Raw genomic sequence first — 21,784 nt, forward strand, 5'->3', positions numbered from 1 at the left:
TGCCCAACGGCCGCGGGGTGGTGTAGTACTTCCAGCACCGCCCCCACCCGCCGTTCACGCAGGGATGCACGGCCCGCAGGGATGCACGGCCCGGGAGCCGCACCTCCAGGTGTCCAGGGCGCGGTAGCCGGAGACGACGCGCAAGTCGCCGGTCTTCTCGATGACGTAGGCGGGGAGGTTGTCGGAGCGGGTCCACTGCGTGTCGTTCCGGATGGCGTAAGCGGAGCGGCCGGTGTGCCAGGCGGGGGTGATGCCGTTGCTGATGGCCTTCTGGGCGCGGGCTCGAATGCTGCGTGGCCCTTCGCGGCCCGCGGTCGAGAGCTGGATCTCCCAGCCGATGCGGAGGTCGCCGGCCCTCTGCACGAGGCCGAGACCGTTCCGGCGGCGAGCCGAGGGGTCGGCGGCGTTCGCCCATTGAACTGCCGGGGAACACAAGGAATGAGGGGCCACGAAGGGGTGCGTTTCCCGGCGGGGCCGCTCCGGGGGGGCCAGGATGAGGGCCGCACCCGACGGCGACGGAGGGAAAGTGTCATGGTGGCCCCGGACGGCATCGGCGCCTTACTTCGATCGATCCGCGAACACGCTGGACGCACCCGAGATCAGCAGGCCAAGGTCGTTCAACAGACCCAGGGCGGACGGTGGTTCGACTGGGAGAACATCAAGCGGTGGGAACTGGAGAAGCGGCTGCCGATCCCGGACTGGCACGAGACGATCGCCCACGCATACGGGCTGAGCGCCACGGACGTGCAGCGGGCAGTCGCCGCATCGCGACAGCACCGACGCAGCCAGCACAGGGGAGAAAGAGGACGTGAAGCGACGTAATTTCTTCGGGGTGGCGGCCGCCGTCGTAGGTACGACCGCGTTGCCGGGCATCGCGCAGGCGCGCGAGGGCATCGACGGGGCCCTCACAGGCTCCAGAGCCGGTGACCTGGCTTACCTGGAGTCGGCCATTCGAGCGGCACCGGGGCGGCTACCACGGCCGGGCGCCCGACGACGTGTTGAGCGAAATGCAGGCGGACCTCGATCTCCTCGGTCAGGTCCTCAACCAGCCCCACCCCGCCGGCGCACGTGCTGATCTCGCCCGTACCGCTGCAGGCATTGCCGGTCTCGTCGCCATCGTCCAGCACGATCGCGGCGACAAAGGGGACGCCTTCCGATGGTTCGCGACGGCGGAGAAGGCGGCTCACGAGTCCGGTGACCGCAGGATGACCGCCTGGGTGCTGGCACGGCACGCGATGGTGCCGCTGAACTACGGCGCCCCCGAGGCGGCCGTACGGATCGCCTCCCGAGCTCGCAGGGCCGCCGGTCGGACGCCCACCGCCGCCGGCGCGCTGGCGGCGGCGGTCACGGCCCGCTCCCTGGCCGCCATCGGTGACCTTCGGGGCGCCCGGATGGCGGTCACAGATGTACGGAACCTCGTGGAACACCTCGACGGGCAGGAAACAGCAGACACCTGGTTCGGCTATCCGGGACAGAAGCACTTCGTCCACCTCTCCCAGGCGTACACCCTCCTCGGGGACACGGAGGCTGCCTACGCGGCCCAGGACAATGCCCTCGACCTCACCGACTCCCCATCAGTGATGACCCGGGCCCTGATCGCGATGGACACCGCTGCCTGTCTGCGCCTCGGCGGCGACCTTTCAGCCTCTGCCGAAATGGCGACAGGCATCTTCGACCGTCTCCCTGTCCCCTACCGTGACGGTCTGATCCGATCTCGGGCCGAGGCCCTGCACCAAGCACTTCACGGCCGCCCCCGAGACCTCCTCGGCCAGGCCCTAATGACCTGAGTCAGAGGTTGGGGGGGGCGGGGAGGCCGTCTTCGTGGTCCGGGGTGCGCCGACGGATGCAAGGAGCACGGGGTACGGGCTGCCGGGATCACTGTCGGCTTCGCCGTCGGACGTCCGGATCCGCAGCAGGGGGTGGGGTTCGGGGCGGGCTGCGGCTGCTGTCTGCTCGTGAGGTTCGGCGAGTTGCCAGGTTCCGGCGGCGGGCTCGGCCGGCTCCTCGGCGACCTGGAGCGCGTGGAGGTACTGCCGGTACTGCTCGTCGGTCAGCCGCTGCAGCTGCACCGGCTCCTCACCGAGCTGGGGGAGCATCACCGGGGTGCCGGGCGCGGTGGCGATGTTCTCGGCGGCCGGGAACGCGGCGCGGGTGGCGTCGTTGGCGGGCAGGACGATCGCGATGGGCAGGTCCCGGGCGGCCGAAACGGCGTCGGCGAGCTGCCAGGCCTGCTCGGCGTCGACGTCTCCGGCGCAGACCAGGATCCACGGCAGCGGTTCGGGCATGTCCGTGTCGCCGGTCTGCTGGTGGACTTCCAGGAGCAGCGCTCCGAGGTCGGCGACGACGGCGGACACATGGGGCAGCGGCCGGACCCGGCCGCGGGGCAGCAGCGTCGCGAGGCGGGTCCCGAGCCCGACGGTCATGATCTCGGTGTGGTCGGTCCACTCGCACGTTCCGGCTTCCAGGGCCATCGCCCTGCCGACGGCGAGGACGTCGTCGGCGGTGCCGTCGAGGAGCAGTGCCCCGGTGTGCAGGAAGTCGGCGAGCAGCAGGTCCCCGTTTTCCGTCGCTCCGAGGGTGACGAGCCCCGGGGTAGGGGGCGGTGGGGATGTCCGCCGTGGTTTCGAGGTCGAGGAGCGTGGCCTTCGCATCGAGGACCCACCGCCCGGCGCGGGGGACCATCCCCGCACGCGCGGGGATGGTCCCGGGGCACCGGGGTCGTCGACGATCACCGCGTCCTGCTCCCCGCGCCCGCGGGGATGGTCCCCTCATCCTGAAACGATCAGTAAGGCCCTGACGTGGGAACCGTCGATCGCGCAGTCGTCCATGTCCAGCAAGTCGGCACGTCGCAGCTCGACAAGCAGCGCTTCGTGCAGTCGGGCCCACACCCCAGCCTCGGTCCAGTCCCGCAACCGCCGCCAGGAGGTGACCCCGGAGCAGCCGATCCGTTCGGCAGGGACGTCCGCCCACGAGACGCCCTTGCGCAGGACATACACGATCCCGGCCAGCGCGGTGCGGTCGTCGGCCGGTTTCCGTCCGGGAAACCGGTGCCGCCGCGGTGGCCGGGGCGGGATCAGCGGGGCTATCCGCTCCCACAGGTCATCGGGCACAAGATCACTGTCCACGCCGGAAGCGTGCCAGAACAAAGCAGTTGAGGAGGGGCGATCGGCCCGGCACACTCACCCGATGAGCCACAGCACACCATCTGGCAGCTGGGATGAACCCTATTACCGCGTCCACACCGAGCACTTTGAAGCTGCGTTCCTGCCGGACGCCGACGAGGACCTCGACGCGGTGACCGACATAGACGTTGAGGTGCAGCTGCGGGACGGATCTCGGTGGAGCGCAAGCATGTGCACGGTTGGTCACGTTGAAACGCTGATGGAGCGGTGGGCGGCGAGCGGCGAAGCTCTGGGAGGACGCTACTTCTGGTGCTCGGACGGGCTCATCGTGCGCGACGCCGGCATCAGCAACATGATCCAGGTCCTCACCGGCCTGGTCGAGAACGGCGAGTTCACGCAGATCCTGCAACGCCTCGAGGACTGACCCCGCTCAGCCCGCCCCTCTCATTCTGAAACGATCAGTAATAAGCCTGTAAGGCACCGGGCCTGTCCCACACACTCCATGTCGGTGCGGTCTGAGGATGAGCGTATTCGTCGTCGGATCTTCAGCGCAGGCGTTCGAGAGCGAACGCAGAAGGGTCCAGCCCGGCATTTGCAGAAAGCTGGGTGACCAGGCACCGAGAACCGTGCTGCGGCATACGGGTGACTGTGCTGCACCGTATGCCGGCTGCGGTCTCACGGCATCGCATACTCGTAGCGGGAAGACTTCTCCAGCCGATAGCCATTCGGGGGGCCTCTCCCCTCGGTGCGGCGGCCGACCTCTTCTGATGACCCCAGCTCGGCCGCCGCATCAGCTCTCGTGGCCATCGGCGTACGGGACCAGGCCCGCCGCCGTACGCCGATGGCCACGCCGGGCACTGGCCGGAGGTCTCAGGCCGCACCGCTGCGAGGCCGGCCCTGCTTGGCGTTGTCGACGCGGCGTCCGAGGAGGAGAGCCGTGTACTCGATCTCCTGCTCGGTGGTGGTGGAGTAGTCGATGCGGCCGGTGCGGTGGCCGGGCTCCCGGTACAGGCAGCGGGCCAGGCCCCGGCACACGAGATGACGGCGCCGGTTGGGGGTTGTGGTGCCGGCGGGGACGATGATCGCGGTGCCGCCGCGGGCCGGGACTCCAGCGCCCCGTTGATGATGCTGTCGTTCTCCGTGGTCACCACGGTGATGGAGTAGCGCAGGCGCTCCTCGAACACGGCGACCAGGTTCCCGAGCGGGTCCGTGACGGATCTGTCGGCGTTGATCACCGCGGACGCCTGGGGTGCTGACTCTCACTTCAGCGCAGGAGTACGTTCCCGCCCCGGAGTCTGAGACATCGGGCTCTGAGCGGCGCTTTCTCAGCCCGAGGTGAGACGACGGTCGACGCCTCGCGGGAGGGCACCCGCCCAGCGGCACGAGAGTCAGCACTTGAGTGCGGTCCGTTCGCCACGTTGGGGCGCGCGAGGGTGCCGGCGAGGTGAGAGCCAGGGCCTGGGGATTTCGCTGTATTCCAAGCCATGACCAAAAGTGACCGTTGATCAATTTTGCCTATCAACTTACGATCTCACCGTTTGGCATGTGACAGGAGCATGGCGCTCTTGTCGGGGCGGGCATGCCTTTCCGGGGGAGGGGGACATTCCTCTTTCGCGTGCCCGGATTCGACCCGCGAACGAATGGGATGAACCTGTGAGATCTCTCCACACGCGTGTCATGGCTCTGCGAGCCTCGGTCCGTCGGGCAGCCGTAGTGCTGCTCAGCGCCGTCACGATCGTCGGCATCTTCGCCTCGCCGGCTCAGGCGGGGAGCTGGGACAGCAGCCTGACCGGCGTCGGCCCGGGCTTCGAGTCCCGCCGGTGGTACCAGCCGAGCTCCTCCACCGGCACCACGATCAAGTTCACCGGGTGCACGGGAGGGAACACCGTTGTAAACGTCACGCTGTACAAGGTCGTCAACAACTTCCCTGACACGGACTACACCAAGGCAGCGTTCACGAAGTGCTTCGAGAGCCCCACGTCGACCTCCACGGGAAACTGGAACGACCATGGAGCCGGGGACTACTACTTCGTCGTCAATGACGGTGGCGTCGGATCCACCGTTTCGGTCCGGTACCTGGTCGTTTCCTACTAATCACACTGTCCCCGGCCCCGCGTTCACCGCGGGGCCGGGGGCGAGTTCCGTCGATGAGGTTGACTCATGCCGTTGCACTACCAGTCCTGCACGTTCCGCTACAGCCGCAGGACACGTCCTGTCATCGACAGACTCGACCTGAGTTTCTCGCCGGGCAACACCGTCCTTCTGGGTCCGAACGGAGCGGGTAAGAGCACGCTGCTCGCGCTCGGAGCGAGCGCGCACGCTCCATTGGAAGGAAAGGTCCGCTTCGGCGACTTGCGGTCCACCAACAGCAGGACTCTGCGGTCTTACCGGCGCAAGGTCTCCTGGTTGCCCCAGCGTGCCAGCTTCCTTCCGAGAATGACTTGCCGGGAGCACGTTGCCTACGTCGGCTGGCTCAAGGGGATGCGGGAACGCGACGCATGGCGTGCCGCTCCCGCAGCGATCGAGCGTGTCGGACTGACGACGAAGATCAAGGACAAGGTTGGGACCCTATCGGGAGGGCAACAGCAACGGCTGGCCATTGCCCAGGCCTTGGTGCATGACGCGGAACTCTTGCTTCTCGACGAACCCACGGTCGGCCTGGACCCTGCCCAGCGACGCCGGTTCCATGATCTGCTCGTCGAACTGCGAGGCAGCGTGCACGTCATCGTGTCCACACATGACATTGCCGACCTGGATCAAGCCTTCGACCAGGTTGTGGTCCTGGAGAACGGGGCCCCAAGGTTTCAGGGCGGAGTAGCGGAATTCGCCGACTATGCCGATCCGCAGAGTGTTCCAGGGCGACGACTTGAGAGCGCCTATTCAGCTCTGCTGGGATCGGTGGAACAGTGATTTCTCTCGGGAATCTTCGTGCGTCCTCCGTTCCCTGGTTGATCCTCCCGGCGCTTTTCTACTTGAACAGCTTCGTCACGGCGGAGAACTTCTGGGGAGTTCACGGCTACGGTCTGGCGTCGGGCGAGTTCGCCTCGTGGGGCATCACAGCGATCGCTCCGGCAGTGGCCGGTGCTGCCGCCTGGGAAGCCGGTCGCCAGCGGCACGTGGAAGACCTGCGAAGGGTCAGCTCTCGGGGTCCTGTGCGCCAGTGGTTGTGGGCGTCCCGACCGGTCTTCGCACTGCACCTTGTTCTTGTCGCTGGCGCACTGATCATGACCAGGATGACCGTAGGGGTCTGGCCGAGCACTCCTGGTCTGCTTGCCGTCGGGCACCTGTTGGTAATCCCGTGCGCCTGGATAGTCATCGGCTGGGTGGTGGGGCTGCTGTGTCCACGTGCTGTCGCCGCGTTGATCGCTGCGGTCGGTAGCTGGGTTTGGCTCGCCATTCCGCAGTCCATGAGTGCCCCGGCATGGCGACACCTGAATGGCTTCATTACCGAGAACTCGACCCTCACCGACACCCTGGACGCACTCGTCTATCTTGTTCCCTGGCTGGTCACCGCAGGACTCACTGTGGCTGTCGTGCTCATCGTGGGCGTCCGCCGCAGGCCCTGGCTGGTTGTGGTAAGCGTGGCCGTTCTGGCAGCGACGATCCTCACAGGCAGGATTCTTGTATCGGACTGGGGGCACAGCCCGCTTGCGAATGCACGTGTCGGCCACACCGTATGCGTCGGCAAGTCGCCGACGCTCTGCCTCCCCGAAGAGTACGCGGAGAAGGCATCCAGTCTGCGCAAAAGCTCTCTGCCTGCCCTGGAAAAACTGCACGCCTCTGGAGTGCCCCTGCCACGGACGCTACGACTGGCCTCCGATGAACTCGATCTCGAACCGGGTACCTGGCCCCTGTACTGGTCTCCGGAAAACAGCACCGAGCAACTCCGCGTCGATCTCGCACGATCGGCCGTTGCCGGCGTCGCCGCCCTCCATGGCATACGCGACTGCCGCCAGCCGTACCTGGCTGACACATGGGCGCTGCTGGTCGTAGGCATAGACGAAGAAGACGTGCGGGCGAGCGTCCCTGAGCAGGACTGGAAACAGGTCCAGCGCATCCGTCAGCTTCCGGCCGAGCAGCAGGCCCAGTGGTTCAGCAAGGCCGCCCAGGACCAGACCCACTGTGTGGGGGGGACGACGTGAAGCTCTACTTCTCCGTCGTGCGACGCTGGTGGACCGTACCCTTGGCCCTCCTGCTGCTGGCAGCGATCTGCTGGATACTCGGCGGGACGGAAGTCCCCGTACCAGCGTTTCTGGGCGGCATGGTCAGTACGCGTGTCCAGTACTTCACGCCGCTCCTCGTTATCGGGGCCGTCCTTTACTGCCTTGAGCGTCGCCTGGACGCTCCCGAGAGGACAGCAGTCGTGCGCGTTGACCGCTGGGACCTCGGGGCCGTCACGGCCGCTGTGACGTTGTCTCATCTACTGGGCTTCATCCTGGGCATGGACATCCCGCGCAACCTCATGCTGCTCCTCGCTGTGGCTCTGGTCGTACGACGAGTCAGTAACGAGGCTGCAGCCGGCGCGGTCTGCCTTCTGCTCCTGTTGATCAGCGCCAGTCTCGGCCGCGCGTTCCACCCTTCCGGGAAGCCAGCAGCTGAGTGGTGGGCTCTCACGCTCTATCCATCCGAGAGTCTGCCCGCGTGGACTGCCGCTCTTGTTCTGTTCGCATTGGGACTACTGGCATCCAGTCGGCGTCAGTCAGCAGCCCGTAGCTGACTCGCCACCATGCACAAACTAATACCTCAGCCGTAGATCGTGACCTTGCTTGCGAACGGGGCCCAGGCCCGCTCGGCCACCCCGGCGAACAGTGCCCCCGGCTAGGGCCTGTTGCGAAAGTGGATCTTGTTCGTTGATGATCACTCGTTGTGGGACGTGGGGATCTGACGAACGACCAGTGGGCCCGGCTTGAGCCGCTGCTGCCACAGGGCATCAAGCTGGGCAGGCCGCAGGTATGGACACGGCGGCAGTTGATGGATGGGATTCGGTGGCGGACCCGGACGGGCGCCCCGTGGCGGGATGTGCCGGAACGGTATGGGCCGTGGGACCGGGTCTATGACCTATTCCGGCGTTGGCAGCGGGACGGGACCTGGGCCAGGATCCTCACCCAGCTTCAGGCCGAGGCGGATGCGAAGGGTCTGATCACCTGGGAGGTGAACGTCGACTCGACCGTCTGCCGGGCCCACCAGCACGCCCCGCCGGAGCGGTAAAAAGGGGGATCTACAGAAGGAGCCGCCCGGCGGAGTCTGTGCCGAGCCGGCCGACCACGGCCTTGGACGTTCCCGGGGCGGCCTGACCAGCAAGATCCACCTTGCCGTCGAGCAGGGGCAGAAGCCCTTGTCGGTAGTGATCACGGCCGGGCACCGGGGTGACTCTCCGCAGTTCGAGCCAGTCCTGGAAGCGATCCGGGTGCCCCGGCTCGGGCTCGGCAGGCCACGCAAGCGGCCGGACCGGGTGCGGGCAGACAAGGCGTACGACTCCCGCAGTAACCGTTCCTACCTGCGTAGACGCGGGATTAGGGCCACGATCCCGGTCCCGGCGGACCGGGTCCGCAACCGCCTGGGTCGCGGATCACGCGGAGGTCGGCCGCCAAAGTTCGACAAGGACGACTACAAGCAGCGGCACGCTGTGGAGTGCGGGATCAACCGGCTCAAGCGCCACCGGGCTGTCGCCACTCGTTACGACAAACTCGCCGTCCGCTTCGAAGCGACCGTGCTGGTCGCCGCCATCAACGAATGGCTTTGTTGACCACCACTTCCACGCGGGTCCTAATCGTACGGCGGGCCGATGACCGCCTGGCCGATCTGCTCGGCTAGCCAGGCGGCGTAGCTCTGTGAGACCTCGGTCTTGTGGACGTCGACGCATACAGTGTGGGTCCCGATTTGTCGGGTGGTTCCTGCGTCGTCGCAGTTGAACACGAGGGTGACCCCGTCGTGATTGACTCGCCCGTCGTACCCGCGCTCTGGCACCGCTGGCCAGATCACCTGGTCCCAGCGGATCGATCCGTATCTCGCACCAACCAACGCGGTGAAGGCGTCCTCGACACTGCCGACCGGCTGGTCCAGCATCGACGCCCAGAGCGGGAGCAGGAGAACGAGGCCATCCGCATCCTCAGAAAGCTCGGCCGCGTGCCAGTCGCACCGCAAGCCCGCCTGCGCATCAAACTCCCTCGCCCAGAACTCTTCGTTCTCCGTGCGGAACCAGGCGTCCGGCAGCACCTGACGCAGTTCCAACACCTCCGCGACCGTGCAGAGCTCCACGTCCACCGATACCTGGGCATAGTCCCGATCGCCCAGCGCGAGGAGCCGGCGCCCCGTGGCGAGGGCCGCTGCCGGGTCGGACGTACGGAAGACGGGATAGGAGACGCCGTTGGACATGTGAGCACCCTGCCACACATCAATGTTGGCCAGCATCTGCGTTTCAAATGCCTGTGACCAGCACTTTCGCACCAGGCCCTAGCAGAGCGTAGGCCAACCGTGGGGCAGCGGAAGCCCGGCCCGGGGCTGTTCTCAGTGGTTTGCCGGGCGTACGCCCGGGCCATGACCACCACGCCGAACCCGCGCACCGCCCGACAGGACCAGGACCCCGGATGGGGCGTCACCGCCTCCTGAACGACCGCCGCCGTGCCTCGGAGCTCTTCTCCGGGGCGCGGCGCGACCCGCGTCCTGCTCTACCGCCTCACCTACCGCGTCGACGACCAGGCTCCTCGCCCTCGGCCCCAGCCCCGACCCCGAAGACGAACACCGCCACCAGTGGTGGGAGGAACTGACCACCGAACTCCGCCCCTGGTAACCCGCACTACCAGCAGACACCCACGCCGGGCGCCGTCGTCGGCCTCCCAGTGCTCCGTTGATGATGCTGTCGTTCTCGGGTCACCTGACCGGGGCTTCCCCGGCCGCCCGGGAGCGAATACCCGTACCGGTGAACAACCGTCGGCGGGGCTGGCCCGCCTACCCCGTGGCGAAGTACGACGTTGCCTGTCGAACGGTGCGGGCCCCGGCCCGGTGCCCGGGCAGAGGTACGCGGTGGAGATGCGGACGGCCCCGCCCGGCGTGAGGATCAAAGGTGCGGGCAGCAACCCGGGGCGCACCTCACCCCGACGGGTGGCCTCCCCTTCCGGTGTTTCCGGTCCGCTTCCCCTCCGACACCGCCGTGGGGCCTGGAGGTAAAAGAGATACCGCGAGTTCCGCATGGCCTCCACCTATGAGGGCGCGGCGCGCGCGCAGTTCGAAGGAACGGAGTACACGGATGCATTCTCCGTTCGTTACATGGATCGGATCGAGAACCAGGAGGCTGGGCGCCGCCTGAATGCCTGGTACGACAACGACCGGATCTTGAATCACGATCCCTTCATTCTCGTTATCGGCGACTGACGGCACGGCACACCAGTAAGCTAATGGACTGTGGGGCCGAAGCAGTTCGGCCCCACAGTCCATCATTCCCTCTATGTATAGGCAAGTGTGCGCCACATCTGCACAAGGCAGTACTGATCTTTACCTTTCAATTCTCTCTCCTGGCCTGGCGGGACAGGCAACGCGCGCGCTCCCCCGATCGGCGACAGGAAAGGCCCTCGATCCCCATTGAACATCCACTGCCACCGCATCTCGTACAGCCCAGCTGAGGGAAGAATTAAAGGGATGTCCTGAACCCCGCCATCAATGGTGTGAATTCCGATCTCCCCGGTGGGAAGTTCTACTTCCACTTCTTCCCGGCCGAACCATTTGGCCCGACTTTCCGGGGGTTTGCTGGACCAGCTCTCCAGACGCACGGCCGACTCAATAACTGCTGATGGCACTTGGAGATAGACCAGCCCAGGGACGGAGAGAAGCCAATGCGTATCATCTGGGTCCAGCCCGTACGGCTCAATACTCATGTCCATCAATCCAAATAAGCGATAGCTGGGACTGACTACCATTTCGTGCGTGTCCAAAATTCTGCTCAAAGTACACCTCTTTGATAGCTCGACCTCATGCTCCGACAGTGACTCGACCGTACAAGGCGCCGACAGGGTCCCTTCCCCGGAAAGCCAGGCGGGTGAAGCGGTGCTCGGCGCTCGTGGAGCGGGCGACGGGTTCGGTGACGACGGGCCGGTGGTCGTGTCCGTGGGCGCGGTCGTGGAGGGTGCGTCCGGTGCGCGCGCCGAGGAGGCGCTGGACGGTGGCGAGGGGGAGGCAGGCGAGGTCGCCGACGGTGTGGACGCCGTGCTGGATGAGGAGGCGGGCGGTGGTGGGGCCGACGCCGGGCAGCTCCCGGACCCGCCGGGGCCGCAGGAACGCGCTCACCCCGGCGGGTTCCACGGCGAGGAGGCGTCCGGGGGGTGTGAGGGCGCAGGCCATGGCGGCGACCATCCGGCTCGGCCCGGCAGCGGCGGCGGCCCGGACACCGAGGAGCTGTTCGGCCCGCTGCTCACGGTCGTGGACGGGATCAGCTCCCGCATCGAGCCTCCTCCCCGCCGACTGCCCCGCGTACGTTGACCTCACCAGCGCCCCGCGGAGGCAGCAGCGCGCGGACCACTTTTACGGGAAAGCACTGCCGGGCGTTCGCCCCAAGAAACGACTGTGCTGTGGCCACCCATGGAAAGGATGACCACAGCACAATTCTGGCAACTTCGGCTTCTACGTCTCAGTCACCTCTGTGTCAAGCTCGCCGGTGTAGTGCCCCTTCGCCCATTGCACCTTCGCAGGACGAAAACCGGTTCCCGCCTGAAAATACTCTTCCACCACAGCGCGAATTACCGGCAACGGAACAGCGCTAATCCGATCGAAGAAGGTAGGACACGATGGATCAGACAATACCCTGGGATCACGATGTGGAGGATCGGGATTCAAGGATACCCAAGGGTGGTACGCAACGTCCTGACCGAACTCTGCGGACACTTGACGAGAAAGGCTTCCGTCGCAGTACCAGATGAGCCCCCCGTACCCCGCAGCAAAGTTAATCCCGACTGAGAGCATGTTGTCGGGAGCCGGCGCGTACACCCTATCGCCTGCTACGTCCTTGACGATTTGGAAAGCGAGATCCGCGTGTGAGCTACTGCGAGATTCTCCCGCGAAAACCTCATCGAGATAGCCATCGACCTCACTTTGGCTTTCCAGATACAGCGGTATGCTCCCCAGGACTTTCAGCGTCATTTTGGTCTTGCTCCCCACAGAGTCTTCTTGCCTCCAGGATCCGGTCCAGCGACGGCACGACGAGAGAGTCCCCGGCCTCGAGGAAGGCGTGGCACGCCTTCAGCTCCGGCCGGGCGTCGTTCTTGCCCGACTTCTTCTCCTTGAAATCCGCCGGCACCGCGCGAGGGTGAGCGCGTCGACTTGCCGGTCCAGGTTCTGCCCGCCGGTCGACACCCGCGCGTAGCCGATGCGGATCTCACTCGGCCGCGCGGGGAAGGCGGCCAAGAGGTCGTCGTCCATGTCGAACACATCGGTCAGAGTAGTCACGCACGGCAGTGGGCCCTCAAGTAGCCATGGTTTTTTGACGTCTACCCTCACATGCGATGGCTCCAACGTGCGGGCCGTGTGGGTGGAGAGGGCTAAGGTGCGCTGTCGTGGACGCTGCTGATCTTGACTGCCGCACCCGAACGCTGACGGGCTGCATTCCTCCGCTGCTGGTGTCGCGGCTTCTCGAACTCGGCCATGAGCGGGAAGTGGAGTTCCAGGCCGGTCGCGGGGAGTGGTTCTGCGCGCTGGAGTGGGCACGGCTGCTCGGCCATCGGGGCCGGCACGAAGAGGCATTGGAGGTGCTCGCTCCGTACATCGCCACGAACTGGTGGCCGGCGGCCCGAGCCCGGGCGGAGCTGTTGGAGGGCTGGGGCCGGGTGGAGGAGGCGATCGCGCTGTCCCGCCCGTACGCGGAGGCCGGTGACCGGCTGGCGCTGGTCTTCTTCGCGCGCCTGCTGGCCCGCCACGACCGTGGCGGTGAGGCATTCATGCTGCTGCGTGACGGGATCCAGGACTGGTTCCTCGCCCAGTGCCTGGTCGACATCGCCGAAGCGGCCGACATGGATGAGGAAGCGGCGGCCCTGTTGGAGGTCCGGATAGAAGGGGCGGTCCCCGCTTGCAACGACCCCGACTGCAACAACCTCCGGATGGAACCGTCCAACGCAGTCGACCTGCTCGCCACGATCAGGGAACGCCAGGGCCAGATCAAGGAGGCAATCACCCTGCTGCACACCCGCGAGACCACTTCTGTCAACGGCCGTGACCAACTGGCGGACATGCTGGCTAGGCACGACCGGATCACGGAGCTGCGTGCGTACGCAGCGTCCGAGCACCACGGGCACGCCGCACAGCGCCTTGCCGAAGTGCTGGAGGAACGCGGTGACGTGCAAGGCGCGATCGCCGCCTACCGCACCTTCGGTGCTACGCCGGATGGAATGTGGCATGTGGCTGTACCGCTGTCCGAGCTCCTGGTGCGGCTCGGACGGGGCGACGAGGCGATCGAGGTGATGCGCGCGCTCGCCGAACGGCCCGGCGGCGCCGAGGACTGGGTCGTCCACACTCTTTGCACCCTGTACGCCGACCATGACCGGCCCCAGGACGGCCTGGCCTACCTTGATGCTCTCAGGGGTCGCCGCGGCGGCAAGGAGGACTGGGACTTCTTCCGGATGCGGCTTCCGCTCATGGCCGACTGCGGCCTGCTCGATGAAGCGATCGAGCATGCGCGGTCTCACCCCGAGGGCGACACCTGGTACGCGGCCTGGGTCCTGTCCGACGTGCTTGCTGAAGCTGGCCGCACTGAGGAAGCCGCCGCAGTCCTCGAACGGCACCCGACAGTCGGCGGCTCTCTCCGTGCCGAGCGTCTCATCGACCTCGGCCGCATCGAAGACGCTGTACGAGTCCTCCAGCAGCCGATGAGCAAACCGACCACACCCGCCTGGGACGGCGACTACTTCACCGAACCACCGTTCTGACAGCTCGGGCTGGTATGTGCCACGTCTCCACTGTACGTAGCGGGCCCGTTCAGTTGGACGCGGGCAGGCGGTCGGCGCCGACGTCGACGGCCTGCGCGCCATCGTCCGCGCCTGCCCCGACACCCTCACCGGCGACCGGGACAAGGCCCTGGTCCTGAGCGGCTTCCACTACGCCTCGCGCAGCCAGGACCCGGCCGGGCTGCTGACCGGCGATGTCACCCTGCACCCGCGCGGCCTGGTCGTCGCCGTGCTCACCGGCAAGACCAAGCACTCCGTACGCAACGCGAGATCCGCTACGCCGACGACCCCGAGCTCTGCCCGGTACGGGCCTGGATCGCCTACCGCACCCGCCTGGTCGCCGAACACGGCGAGCAGTGGGCCGACCCGTCGACGATGGCGTTCGTCGGCATCGACAAGTGGGGCCACGTCACCGGCGGGATGGTGCCCGACTCCGTCACACGCGCCATCAAGCGGATCTCGGAGCGGGCCGGGGTGCCGATCCACTGGACCGGGCACTCCCTGCGCATCGGCCTCGCCTCCGTCGGCCGCCGCAACGGCAAGGACGGCATCGCCATCGCCGACCAGGGCGGCTGGGCCCGCCACTCCCGCTCGATGCTCGGCTACATGCAGCGCGACGACGGCTGGGACGACAACGCCTCCGCCGGCCTCACCTGACCACGCACGGCTCAGCCCCGGTCAGACCCGTTAGAGCTAGACCACGGTCACCGCGAGTCAGTCGCCGCCGGGGGTCCCGAAACCCATTGCCCTGGCGTCCGCAGGGCGGGCACGCTTCCAGCATGCGATTCCCCGCCGAAGCCCGCCGCGACGTCCACGTCCGCTACACACGGCCCAGCTGCATGGGCGGCTTCGCGGTGTTCACCGTGGACTTCGAGCCGCTCCCGGAGGGGCGGCTCGGCTTCGAGTTCGTCAACCCGCTCGGCCCCGACGACATCGACGCCGAGTGCGCGCAGGAGGTGAGCAACGGGATACTGCTGTGGCTGATCGGAGCAGGACCGCAGAACGTCTACTTCGACCGCCCGCTGCTCCCCACGGCGAAGGAGCTCGCTGCGGGAGTACCCGTCCGCCCGGACGCCGGGCCGGGGCTCATCGCCCTGCGCGCGGTCCTCCGGCATTCACGCCTGCACCCCATCGACTCCCTGCCCTGGACCCATACTTGCGCCGGGTGGCGAGCCGCCGACAAGACCTGGCGGGGCGAGGAGGCAACCGGCGACCCGATGGACCTCGCACCGTAGAACCGTGCGGTCGTTCGGGGACTCCCACGAAGTCGCTCCGGCTTTGTTCGTCGAATGCAACGACCTCAACGGTTCTGTTCGCGTCGCAGAGCAGCGTCTCGACCTCATCTGCAGGCCACGGGATGCTGCTGTGACGCCCAGCGGTGGGCGGGCTGGAGCCGGTGGTGCCGATCCGGTTCGGGCAGTGTCCGTTCTCGCCCTCGGCTCCGGCCCGGATCGTGGAGTATGAGGTCGGAAGTGCGCGCGGAAATGGGGGAGGGTGCGGAGTGGGAGGGAAAGTGCCGGGGACAAGTAACAGGATCTCCGGCGGCCGGCAGGAAAACGTGGTCATGGCTGGGACCATCACTGGTCCTGTCACCTTCACCACTGCGGGCAAGCATGTCCCCGTGTATCTGCAGGATCCTCTCCGGTGGCCGCTGGCCGGCGGCTGGGATGCGCTCGCGGCGGGTACTCACCGCTCACGGCCTGACGACTTCGGCGACGCGGTGCCCCCCTACGTCCCCCGGGACCAGGACGCGGTCATCCGCACCAGGCTCACGCGCGCCGCGCACGAGGGCGGCCTGGTCCTGGTGGTCGGGGACTCCACCGCGGGCAAAACACGGGCCTGCTTCGAAGCGCTCCGTGCAGAGCTTCCGGAGTACCGGGTGGTGGCTCCTGCCGGTGGCGCGGACCTGCTGACCGCGGTGGAGGTGATCGACCGCACCGCGGTCCGGTGCGTCGTATGGCTGGACGACCTGGAATCGTGCCTCGGCCCCGACGGACTGGAACCCGGGCTGCTCGCCGAGCTCATCCGTCTGCGTATCCCGGTGCTGGCCACGATGCGACACCAGCAGTTCGAAATCTTCGCCGCCCCGGAGACCACCTCCGAGATGGGAACGGAGCACGCCCGGACTGCGACCGCAGGAGCACGCGTGCTACGGCAACTGGATCCCGTGGAACTCAACCGAATCTGGACACCCGGCGAACTGGAACGGGCCGGAGAGGGAGAGGACGACCGGATCGCCGACGCACTGGCCCACCACGGAACTTACGGAATCGCCGAGTACCTCGCCGCCGGCCCCGCGCTGCTCCAGGAATGGCGCCGCGCCCACCGCCCCGGCGGACACCCCCGTGCCGCAGCCCTCATCGCAGCAGCCGTCGACCTCGCCCGCACCGGCCTTAGACGGTGTCTCGATTGGTGCTGGATCGTTGCTCCCGGCATGGACATAGTTCTGCGTCTGGTGCCGGACAGGCTGTGGGAGATCTTTCAGGATGTGGTGCCGGAGCCTCCGGTACGCGCCCAAGGCGGAGGCCGCCGGAGATGTGACGATCGTGCAGTGCTGGCCGCGATCATCTTCGTCGCCACGTCGGGCTGCACCTGGCGGCAAGTGCCACCAGTCTTCGGAGCTTCCTGGCAGACGGTCCACCGCCGCTTCACCGATTGGTCCACTGCGAGGGTCTGGGCAAAGTTGCACCGTGTGGTCCTTGACCAGCTCGGCAGGAACGGTGAGCTGGACTGGTCGCGCTGCGCGATCGACTCGGCCAGCGTCCGAGCGGTCAAAGGGGGCCTCTGACCGGACCGAATCCGACCGATCGCGGCAAGCTCGGATCGAAGATGCACGTCGTCTGTGACCGCAACGGGCTGCCGATCTCGGTGGGTATCTCCGGCGCCAACGTCCATGACAGCCAGGCGTTGGTCCCGCTGATGCGCGGTATCCCGCCGATCCGCTCCCGCTTCGGGCCGCGGCGTCGCCGCCCGGCCAAGCTCCATGCTGACAAGGGGTACGACTTCGACCACCTACGCGGATGGCTTCGGCGTCGGCAGATCGTGCCGCGCATTGCCCGCCGCGGCATCGAACCCTCCGACCGTCTCGGCCGGCACCGCTGGGTGGTCGAGAGGACGATGTCCTGGCTGAACGGCTGCCGCCGCCTGCACCGACGCTACGAGCGCAAGGCCGAGCATTTCCTAGCCTTCGTTGGCATAGCCAGCACCCTCATCTGCTTCCGCCGACTCATCCGATGAGATTGGCCGCCTTCCGCGGCTCGGCGCTGGAAGCTCAGCGGCCTACTGGTGACGCCAGACTTCCGCAGGAGTGATGTCCCAAGAGGTACCGGCGATCTCTCCTGTGTTGAAGAACGATGCCCAGCTCACGACCGCATCGCCCGCACGCTGCCCGCCTCGATCGAACTCGAAGCCGGGCCAGCAAAGGTCACCAGAGAGGCAATACATGATGCCGAGGCCACGTTCGACAGCGCACGCTTCCATCTCCGAGTCCAGCTCCGACGGCACGCGGCCGATCAGGCGGATCCCCTCGCAGGTGACTTGGGGACCGCGGATCCCATCAACAAGCACGCAAGTCAATCCCACGCCCTCGACGAAGTAGGACTTCACTGCAGGTCGATGCTTGTCCGACCCCATCCTGCCGAACTCCACGCGCCACTGAGCCCTCTGCGGACTCCACCGGTCAATCTCGCGCTCTTCGGCAGCGAAGCCATGTCCCGCCATGACCGCCACCGCTTCACGTCGATCGACTCCGAAGGCCAGGGGGCCAACCAACTGACGCGGAACATAACCCCACTGCTCTCGCTTCGAGTCCTCGAGCACCGCCCAACCGTTCATGTCCATGTCCATGCCCATTGGCTCATGATCGTCTACCCGGCGCCGCCGACACAATCCGGCCGAGAATCAAGGAAGCACACGGGTTCGTCCTCCCCACTCCCGTCTCGTCTCAGCCAATCAAGACGACGTCTTAGACCCCCCTACTCACACGACATCCTCACGTCCGCCCACGAGCCCTACCTCACCGCCGCCGGCGGACCCCTCCTGCGCCCCGAACCACTCGACCTCGCCCTGGAATGGGCGACCCGGCGCCGCCACGGCGTTACCAGCATGCTCGTGCCCACCCAGGACCCGAACGCCTGGGACGTCTTCGACTACCTCACCGACCACACCCACACCTCCGTCCCCGACATCACCTGGCACACGGCCCTCCAGCACACAACAGACCCTGACGAACTGACGACCCTTGGGTACCACGCCCACGAAGCGGCCCCGGTCATCGCCGAGGTCTTCTACCGCCAGGCCGTCGACGCCGGGAACGTCATCGCTGGGTTCAACCTTGGTCTGCTGTTGGCTGAGGCGGGCCGTGCGGACGAAGCCGAGGGCTTCTACCGCCGGGCCGCCGAAGCCGGCCACTGCGGCGCCATGGTCAACCTCGGCAACCTGCTGGCTGACGTGGGCCTTGCGGACGAGGCCGAGAGCTTCTACCGCCAGGCAGCCGACGCCGGAGATGCCATCGCTATGTACGGTCTCGGCGTGCTGTTGGCTGAGGCGGGCCGTACGGACGAGGCCGAGGGCTTCTACCGCCAGGCCGTCGATGCCGGGTATAGCGGCGCCGTGGTCAACCTCGGCCTGCTGCTGGAGAGAGCGGGTCGTGCGGACGAGGCCGAGAGCCTCTACTGCCAGGCCGTCGACGCCGGAGATGCCACTGCTATGTACGGTCTCGGCGTGCTGTTGGCTGAGGCGGGCCGTACGGACGAGGCCGAGGGCTTCTACCAGCAGGCGGTCGACGCCGGACACAGAAGCAGCATGGTCAACCTCGGCAACCTGCTGGTTGGGATGGGGCGTGAGGACGAGGCCGAGACCCTCTATCGACAGGCGGTCGACGCCGGACACAGCAGGGCCATGTTCAATCTCGGCCTGCTGCTGGAGAGGACGAGCCGCACGGACGAGGCCGAGAGCCTCTACCGACAGGCGGTCGACGCCGGACACAGAAGCAGCATGGTCAACCTCGGCGTGCTGCTGAGCGAGGCGGGTCGCACGGACGAGGCCGAGGGCTTCTACCGACAGGCCGCCGAAGCCGGACACAGCAGCGGCATGTTCAACCTCGGCAACCGGCTGGCTGAGGCGGGTCGCACGGACGAGGCCGAGAGCTTCTACCGACAGGCCGCCGAAGCCGGACACAGCAGCAGCATGTTCAACCTCGGCGTGCTGCTGGAGAGAGCGGGCCGTACAGACGAAGCCGAAAGCCTCTACCGCCGTGCAGCCGATGCGGGAAACTCCGACGCCATGGTCAATCTCGGAAACCTGGTGGCTGAGGCGGACCGTACAGACGAGGCCTAGATCCTTCTTCCGTCAGCCCGTCGATGCCGTCCGCAGAGGCACGGGGGACTGACTGTACATACGTGGCTCGGATCGACTACCCACGGCAGGGCAGGATTTGGGTACTGAACCTTGACGGGCCATGCCCACCTGTCTGGCCAGGCCCGGTGCTCATGAGGCCGGGTGCGGGCAGAGGAAGCGTTCCTGTGGTGAACCTTCTCCCCCGCGCGGGTGACAGCCGGAGCCCTGGGCTTCGCGGCGGGCCGGAGTGCCGGTAGAACGCGATGGTGATCAAGAACCTGGTGCGTGGCTTCAGCGTACTTTCCCTCACCCTTGTGCCCTTCTCTCCGCGCCCGCCGTTCAGGCCGCTCCGGCTGCTGAGGTGACAACCTTGGCCGACGCGGTCGGCTTGGTACAGGTCACCGAAGAGGACCGCACCGGCTACACCCGCCACGGGCGACCCCGAACTACCGTGGGCCAACCGCGATGACTGCCAGTACGACGGCGAGACCTGGCCATGCGAAGACCTGCTCGACCTCGTGTCACCTTACGGCGATCACCCTGACTACCCCCGACGCCCCTGAGACCGAGATCGTTTACGGGACAGCCCTTAGCTAACGCTGCCGCGATCATGGTGCCCATCGACCGCCGGGCGGCGATCATCATGACGACTCCCCGAGATGGAGACGGCCTATTTCCAGCCAACACCAAGGTAGCGAGGGAGCTGAACCATCGCTTCGCGTGGAACTCGCGCTCAGAGCTGTTCCATCACCCGGATGACGATCCTGTTGCCGGAATCAAGTTGCCACCCGTCCGCGATTGTGAGGCCGAGTTCAGCCAGACCGCCGAGCGCTTCCTCATGCCTGAGGGCCCGTCGGAGGCGTTCAAGTCCGTCACGTTCGATGGGCCTCCCGCTCACGCCAGAGCACCTCGACGCGGTCCGGGTTCCAGACGTTGAAGGGCCGGGGCGTGGCGTGGAAGGATCTCCTTGATCAGGCCGTGGTACGTCAACTGCTTCCAGGCGACGGAGTAGTTTACCCGCTCGCCGAGAAGCGAGCGAAGCACAGCGCGGATTTCGACACAGCCGACCTGTGTTGGTCCACCGTGAACGTCGTCCTCAATGACCTGGCGGCCAGTCGCGTCTGACTACCTCCCCAAAAGCCTGGCTGCGCCTCGGCGCTGCCGCGCAGCCCGCCACCAGGGCGCAGCCAGGCAGTGTTCAGGTTCAGTTCGTAGTGGTCACCTTCGTGTCCGGAGGGAGCCAGGCCACTTCTGGGAGCGGGTCCGCCGATCGATCCGTGGGGACGTGACCAGGTAGCGTGACGGTTGCCTTAACGGAGATTGGTGGACACAAACACGAGCAATACCAACCGTCAGGTTCGGTTGAGCTTCTTCGGCGGGTGAGCCGATCTGGTTGCACGATAGGCGGTAAGTCCGGCCGCACCAACCGGATGCTCGGGCCGTGCCCGAACCTGTCACGCAGGCCTGCTTGAGCTCTCTCCGTGCAATCTGGTTGGTCACTAAACTTCGCCACCGGCTCTCGGTAAGGTGCCCGTAAAGACATGCGGAGCGGTTCTTGAGCACGTAACCACGAGCGGCTCTGGCGTTTGACCCTCGCGTGTCTCATCGCCCACACGGCTGATGTCGGCGCCCGCGGGCACCGAGCCATCCTGTCCCGCGCATCGCACGACCGCCCAGGAGCCTGCTGGCATGGAACGCTGGACTCCGTCTGGAGCGTGAGTTCGTCGAGTACGGCGTGGGCCTGCCATCAGGCATCTGTCAGAATCCGGCGTGAGCGCGTATGACTTACGTATGGGGGTGCCGCGCCCTTCCCGGTGTTCCCTAACGTGACCGGGATGCACGATCCAACTCCCGCGCCCGCAGGGGCCGACGGGCACGAGGACGTTCTGTGGCGTCCGGAAGCGCGCCCGGCCGTCGTCATCGGAACGGCTTTCCTCGTGGCCGCTCTGCTCATCGACGCGGTCGGCCCCGGTGTGACCATGGCCCCTACGGCGTGCTGGGGCTGTCTGGCGGCGGTGCTGCTCCTGGTTCTCTTCCCGCCGAGGATCAGTCTGGCCCCCGGACGACTGCTCGTCCGGGGGCTGTTCACCACGAGAGTCGTCCACACGGACCGGCTGTCCGCTCTCCAATGGCCTGCCGACGTGTCCGAGCGCGTGGTCCTGACCGATGTCCGCGGCACCCGGGCCCAACTGGACTTCTGCCTGCTGCGCGCCAACCCGTCTCTCTGGCTCCAACTGGAGGCCGATGCCCGCGAGTCACGCCGGTGTGGCAGCCTCGTACGGGGTACGGCCTGTCTCGACCGGCTCGCCCGCCGGATGGACGAGGAAGCGGCGCGGTCGGTCTTCCGGTCGTCCGGGATCGATTAGGGGCTCACGGTGGCTGTACGAGGCGACGGTACGA

The 21,784-nt window shown here is 66.8% G+C and carries 25 protein-coding genes and 2 pseudogenes; 16 read left to right on the forward strand and 11 right to left on the reverse strand.

Going from position 1 to position 21,784, the window contains the following annotated elements:
- Positions 1-54 precede the first annotated feature (54 nt).
- On the reverse strand, positions 55-363 hold the full coding sequence (locus tag IE272_RS35150; protein WP_190009695.1) for a hypothetical protein: 309 nt from the start codon (positions 361-363) through the stop codon (positions 55-57).
- 168 nt (positions 364-531) lie between these two features.
- Here IE272_RS35150 and IE272_RS38945 point away from each other — a divergent pair, with 168 nt between their 5' ends.
- Together IE272_RS38945 and IE272_RS35155 are read left to right on the forward strand one after the other, a co-directional pair.
- Positions 532-822, forward strand: coding sequence for a hypothetical protein (locus IE272_RS38945; protein WP_229897948.1), 291 nt, complete (start codon positions 532-534; stop codon positions 820-822).
- A gap of 101 nt (positions 823-923) precedes the next feature.
- Positions 924-1,787 (forward strand): NsdA family TPR-like regulatory protein, encoded by an 864-nt coding sequence (locus IE272_RS35155; RefSeq protein WP_229897949.1) that lies wholly within the window; start codon positions 924-926, stop codon positions 1,785-1,787.
- Here the strand turns inward: IE272_RS35155 and IE272_RS35160 are convergent.
- Entirely contained in the window at positions 1,776-2,651 is an 876-nt protein-coding gene (locus IE272_RS35160) for a hypothetical protein (RefSeq protein ID WP_190009697.1), read from the reverse strand. The genes IE272_RS35155 and IE272_RS35160 overlap by 12 nt on opposite strands.
- A gap of 91 nt (positions 2,652-2,742) precedes the next feature.
- Positions 2,743-3,125, reverse strand: a pseudogene (locus tag IE272_RS35165) (transposase); the annotation flags it as partial.
- A 61-nt stretch (positions 3,126-3,186) separates the two neighbouring features.
- Between IE272_RS35165 and IE272_RS35170 the strand changes: the two are divergent.
- Positions 3,187-3,546: a hypothetical protein gene (locus IE272_RS35170; RefSeq protein WP_190009699.1), complete on the forward strand. Its 360-nt coding sequence runs from the start codon at positions 3,187-3,189 to the stop codon at positions 3,544-3,546.
- Between the two features lie 446 nt (positions 3,547-3,992).
- Here the strand turns inward: IE272_RS35170 and IE272_RS35175 are convergent, their stop codons facing one another.
- Positions 3,993-4,157 carry a hypothetical protein gene (locus tag IE272_RS35175; protein ID WP_190009701.1) on the reverse strand — a complete coding sequence of 55 codons (165 nt, stop codon included), beginning with the start codon at positions 4,155-4,157 and terminating at the stop codon, positions 3,993-3,995.
- A gap of 642 nt (positions 4,158-4,799) precedes the next feature.
- Here IE272_RS35175 and IE272_RS35180 point away from each other — a divergent pair.
- The 5 genes from IE272_RS35180 (at position 4,800) to IE272_RS35200 (ending at position 8,868) form a co-directional block, all read left to right on the forward strand.
- Entirely contained in the window at positions 4,800-5,216 is a 417-nt protein-coding gene (locus tag IE272_RS35180; RefSeq protein WP_143674075.1) for a hypothetical protein, read from the forward strand.
- Positions 5,217-5,282: 66 nt separating this feature from the next.
- On the forward strand, positions 5,283-6,032 hold the full coding sequence (locus IE272_RS35185) for an ATP-binding cassette domain-containing protein (RefSeq protein WP_190009703.1): 750 nt from the start codon (positions 5,283-5,285) through the stop codon (positions 6,030-6,032).
- A 62-nt stretch (positions 6,033-6,094) separates the two neighbouring features.
- Complete coding sequence (locus IE272_RS35190) at positions 6,095-7,264, forward strand: DUF7224 domain-containing protein (protein ID WP_190009705.1); 1,170 nt, start codon at positions 6,095-6,097, stop codon at positions 7,262-7,264.
- On the forward strand, positions 7,261-7,839 hold the full coding sequence (locus IE272_RS35195) for a hypothetical protein (protein ID WP_190009707.1): 579 nt from the start codon (positions 7,261-7,263) through the stop codon (positions 7,837-7,839). The genes IE272_RS35190 and IE272_RS35195 overlap by 4 nt, the downstream gene beginning before the upstream one ends.
- 149 nt (positions 7,840-7,988) lie before the next feature.
- Positions 7,989-8,868, forward strand: a protein-coding gene (locus IE272_RS35200; RefSeq protein WP_373304231.1) for an IS5 family transposase whose coding sequence is annotated in 2 segments (ribosomal slippage) — positions 7,989-8,329 and positions 8,328-8,868 — 882 coding nt in all. Because the reading frame shifts where the segments join, the coding sequence is not laid out codon by codon here.
- A 20-nt stretch (positions 8,869-8,888) separates the two neighbouring features.
- Here the strand turns inward: IE272_RS35200 and IE272_RS35205 are convergent.
- On the reverse strand, positions 8,889-9,533 hold the full coding sequence (locus tag IE272_RS35205) for a hypothetical protein (protein WP_190009709.1): 645 nt from the start codon (positions 9,531-9,533) through the stop codon (positions 8,889-8,891).
- 777 nt (positions 9,534-10,310) lie between these two features.
- Here IE272_RS35205 and IE272_RS35210 point away from each other — a divergent pair.
- Positions 10,311-10,493 (forward strand): hypothetical protein, encoded by a 183-nt coding sequence (locus IE272_RS35210; RefSeq protein WP_190009710.1) that lies wholly within the window; start codon positions 10,311-10,313, stop codon positions 10,491-10,493.
- Between the two features lie 71 nt (positions 10,494-10,564).
- On the opposite strand, the gene IE272_RS35215 is transcribed toward IE272_RS35210, so the two are convergent.
- From IE272_RS35215 to IE272_RS35230, 5 genes are all read right to left on the reverse strand, one after another.
- Positions 10,565-11,062 carry a hypothetical protein gene (locus IE272_RS35215; RefSeq protein ID WP_190009712.1) on the reverse strand — a complete coding sequence of 166 codons (498 nt, stop codon included), beginning with the start codon at positions 11,060-11,062 and terminating at the stop codon, positions 10,565-10,567.
- A gap of 25 nt (positions 11,063-11,087) precedes the next feature.
- Positions 11,088-11,600 carry a DNA polymerase thumb domain-containing protein gene (locus IE272_RS35220; RefSeq protein WP_190009714.1) on the reverse strand — a complete coding sequence of 171 codons (513 nt, stop codon included), beginning with the start codon at positions 11,598-11,600 and terminating at the stop codon, positions 11,088-11,090.
- A gap of 135 nt (positions 11,601-11,735) precedes the next feature.
- Positions 11,736-12,269, reverse strand: coding sequence for an Imm1 family immunity protein (locus tag IE272_RS35225; protein ID WP_229897951.1), 534 nt, complete (start codon positions 12,267-12,269; stop codon positions 11,736-11,738).
- Positions 12,199-12,408 (reverse strand): recombinase family protein, encoded by a 210-nt coding sequence (locus IE272_RS38950; protein ID WP_229897953.1) that lies wholly within the window; start codon positions 12,406-12,408, stop codon positions 12,199-12,201. The genes IE272_RS35225 and IE272_RS38950 overlap by 71 nt, the downstream gene beginning before the upstream one ends.
- On the reverse strand, positions 12,351-12,539 hold the full coding sequence (locus IE272_RS35230; RefSeq protein WP_229897971.1) for a recombinase family protein: 189 nt from the start codon (positions 12,537-12,539) through the stop codon (positions 12,351-12,353). The genes IE272_RS38950 and IE272_RS35230 overlap by 58 nt, the downstream gene beginning before the upstream one ends.
- Positions 12,540-12,664: 125 nt before the next feature.
- Here IE272_RS35230 and IE272_RS35235 point away from each other — a divergent pair, with 125 nt between their 5' ends.
- The 4 genes from IE272_RS35235 (at position 12,665) to IE272_RS35250 (ending at position 17,284) form a co-directional block, all read left to right on the forward strand.
- Positions 12,665-14,029 carry a tetratricopeptide repeat protein gene (locus IE272_RS35235; RefSeq protein ID WP_190009717.1) on the forward strand — a complete coding sequence of 455 codons (1,365 nt, stop codon included), beginning with the start codon at positions 12,665-12,667 and terminating at the stop codon, positions 14,027-14,029.
- A gap of 393 nt (positions 14,030-14,422) precedes the next feature.
- Complete coding sequence (locus tag IE272_RS35240) at positions 14,423-14,704, forward strand: site-specific integrase (protein WP_190009719.1); 282 nt, start codon at positions 14,423-14,425, stop codon at positions 14,702-14,704.
- 122 nt (positions 14,705-14,826) lie between these two features.
- Positions 14,827-15,282: a hypothetical protein gene (locus IE272_RS35245; protein ID WP_190009721.1), complete on the forward strand. Its 456-nt coding sequence runs from the start codon at positions 14,827-14,829 to the stop codon at positions 15,280-15,282.
- Between the two features lie 1,199 nt (positions 15,283-16,481).
- Positions 16,482-17,284, forward strand: a protein-coding gene (locus IE272_RS35250; protein WP_190009804.1) for an IS5 family transposase whose coding sequence is annotated in 2 segments (ribosomal slippage) — positions 16,482-16,830 and positions 16,830-17,284 — 804 coding nt in all. Because the reading frame shifts where the segments join, the coding sequence is not laid out codon by codon here.
- A 42-nt stretch (positions 17,285-17,326) separates the two neighbouring features.
- On the opposite strand, the gene IE272_RS35255 is transcribed toward IE272_RS35250, so the two are convergent.
- Positions 17,327-17,899: a hypothetical protein gene (locus IE272_RS35255; RefSeq protein WP_229897955.1), complete on the reverse strand. Its 573-nt coding sequence runs from the start codon at positions 17,897-17,899 to the stop codon at positions 17,327-17,329.
- 258 nt (positions 17,900-18,157) lie between these two features.
- Between IE272_RS35255 and IE272_RS35260 the strand changes: the two genes are divergently transcribed.
- The 3 genes and pseudogenes from IE272_RS35260 to IE272_RS35265 all read left to right on the forward strand — a co-directional run bounded on the left by IE272_RS35260 (position 18,158) and on the right by IE272_RS35265 (position 21,750).
- Positions 18,158-19,384 carry a tetratricopeptide repeat protein gene (locus tag IE272_RS35260; protein ID WP_190009723.1) on the forward strand — a complete coding sequence of 409 codons (1,227 nt, stop codon included), beginning with the start codon at positions 18,158-18,160 and terminating at the stop codon, positions 19,382-19,384.
- 263 nt (positions 19,385-19,647) lie between these two features.
- Positions 19,648-19,814, forward strand: a pseudogene (locus tag IE272_RS39250) (HNH endonuclease); the annotation flags it as partial.
- Between the two features lie 1,405 nt (positions 19,815-21,219).
- Positions 21,220-21,750, forward strand: coding sequence for a hypothetical protein (locus IE272_RS35265; protein ID WP_190009725.1), 531 nt, complete (start codon positions 21,220-21,222; stop codon positions 21,748-21,750).
- Positions 21,751-21,784: the final 34 nt, after the last annotated feature.

The sequence above is a fragment of the Streptomyces anulatus genome, from assembly GCF_014650675.1.
Classification (GTDB): domain Bacteria; phylum Actinomycetota; class Actinomycetes; order Streptomycetales; family Streptomycetaceae; genus Streptomyces; species Streptomyces anulatus.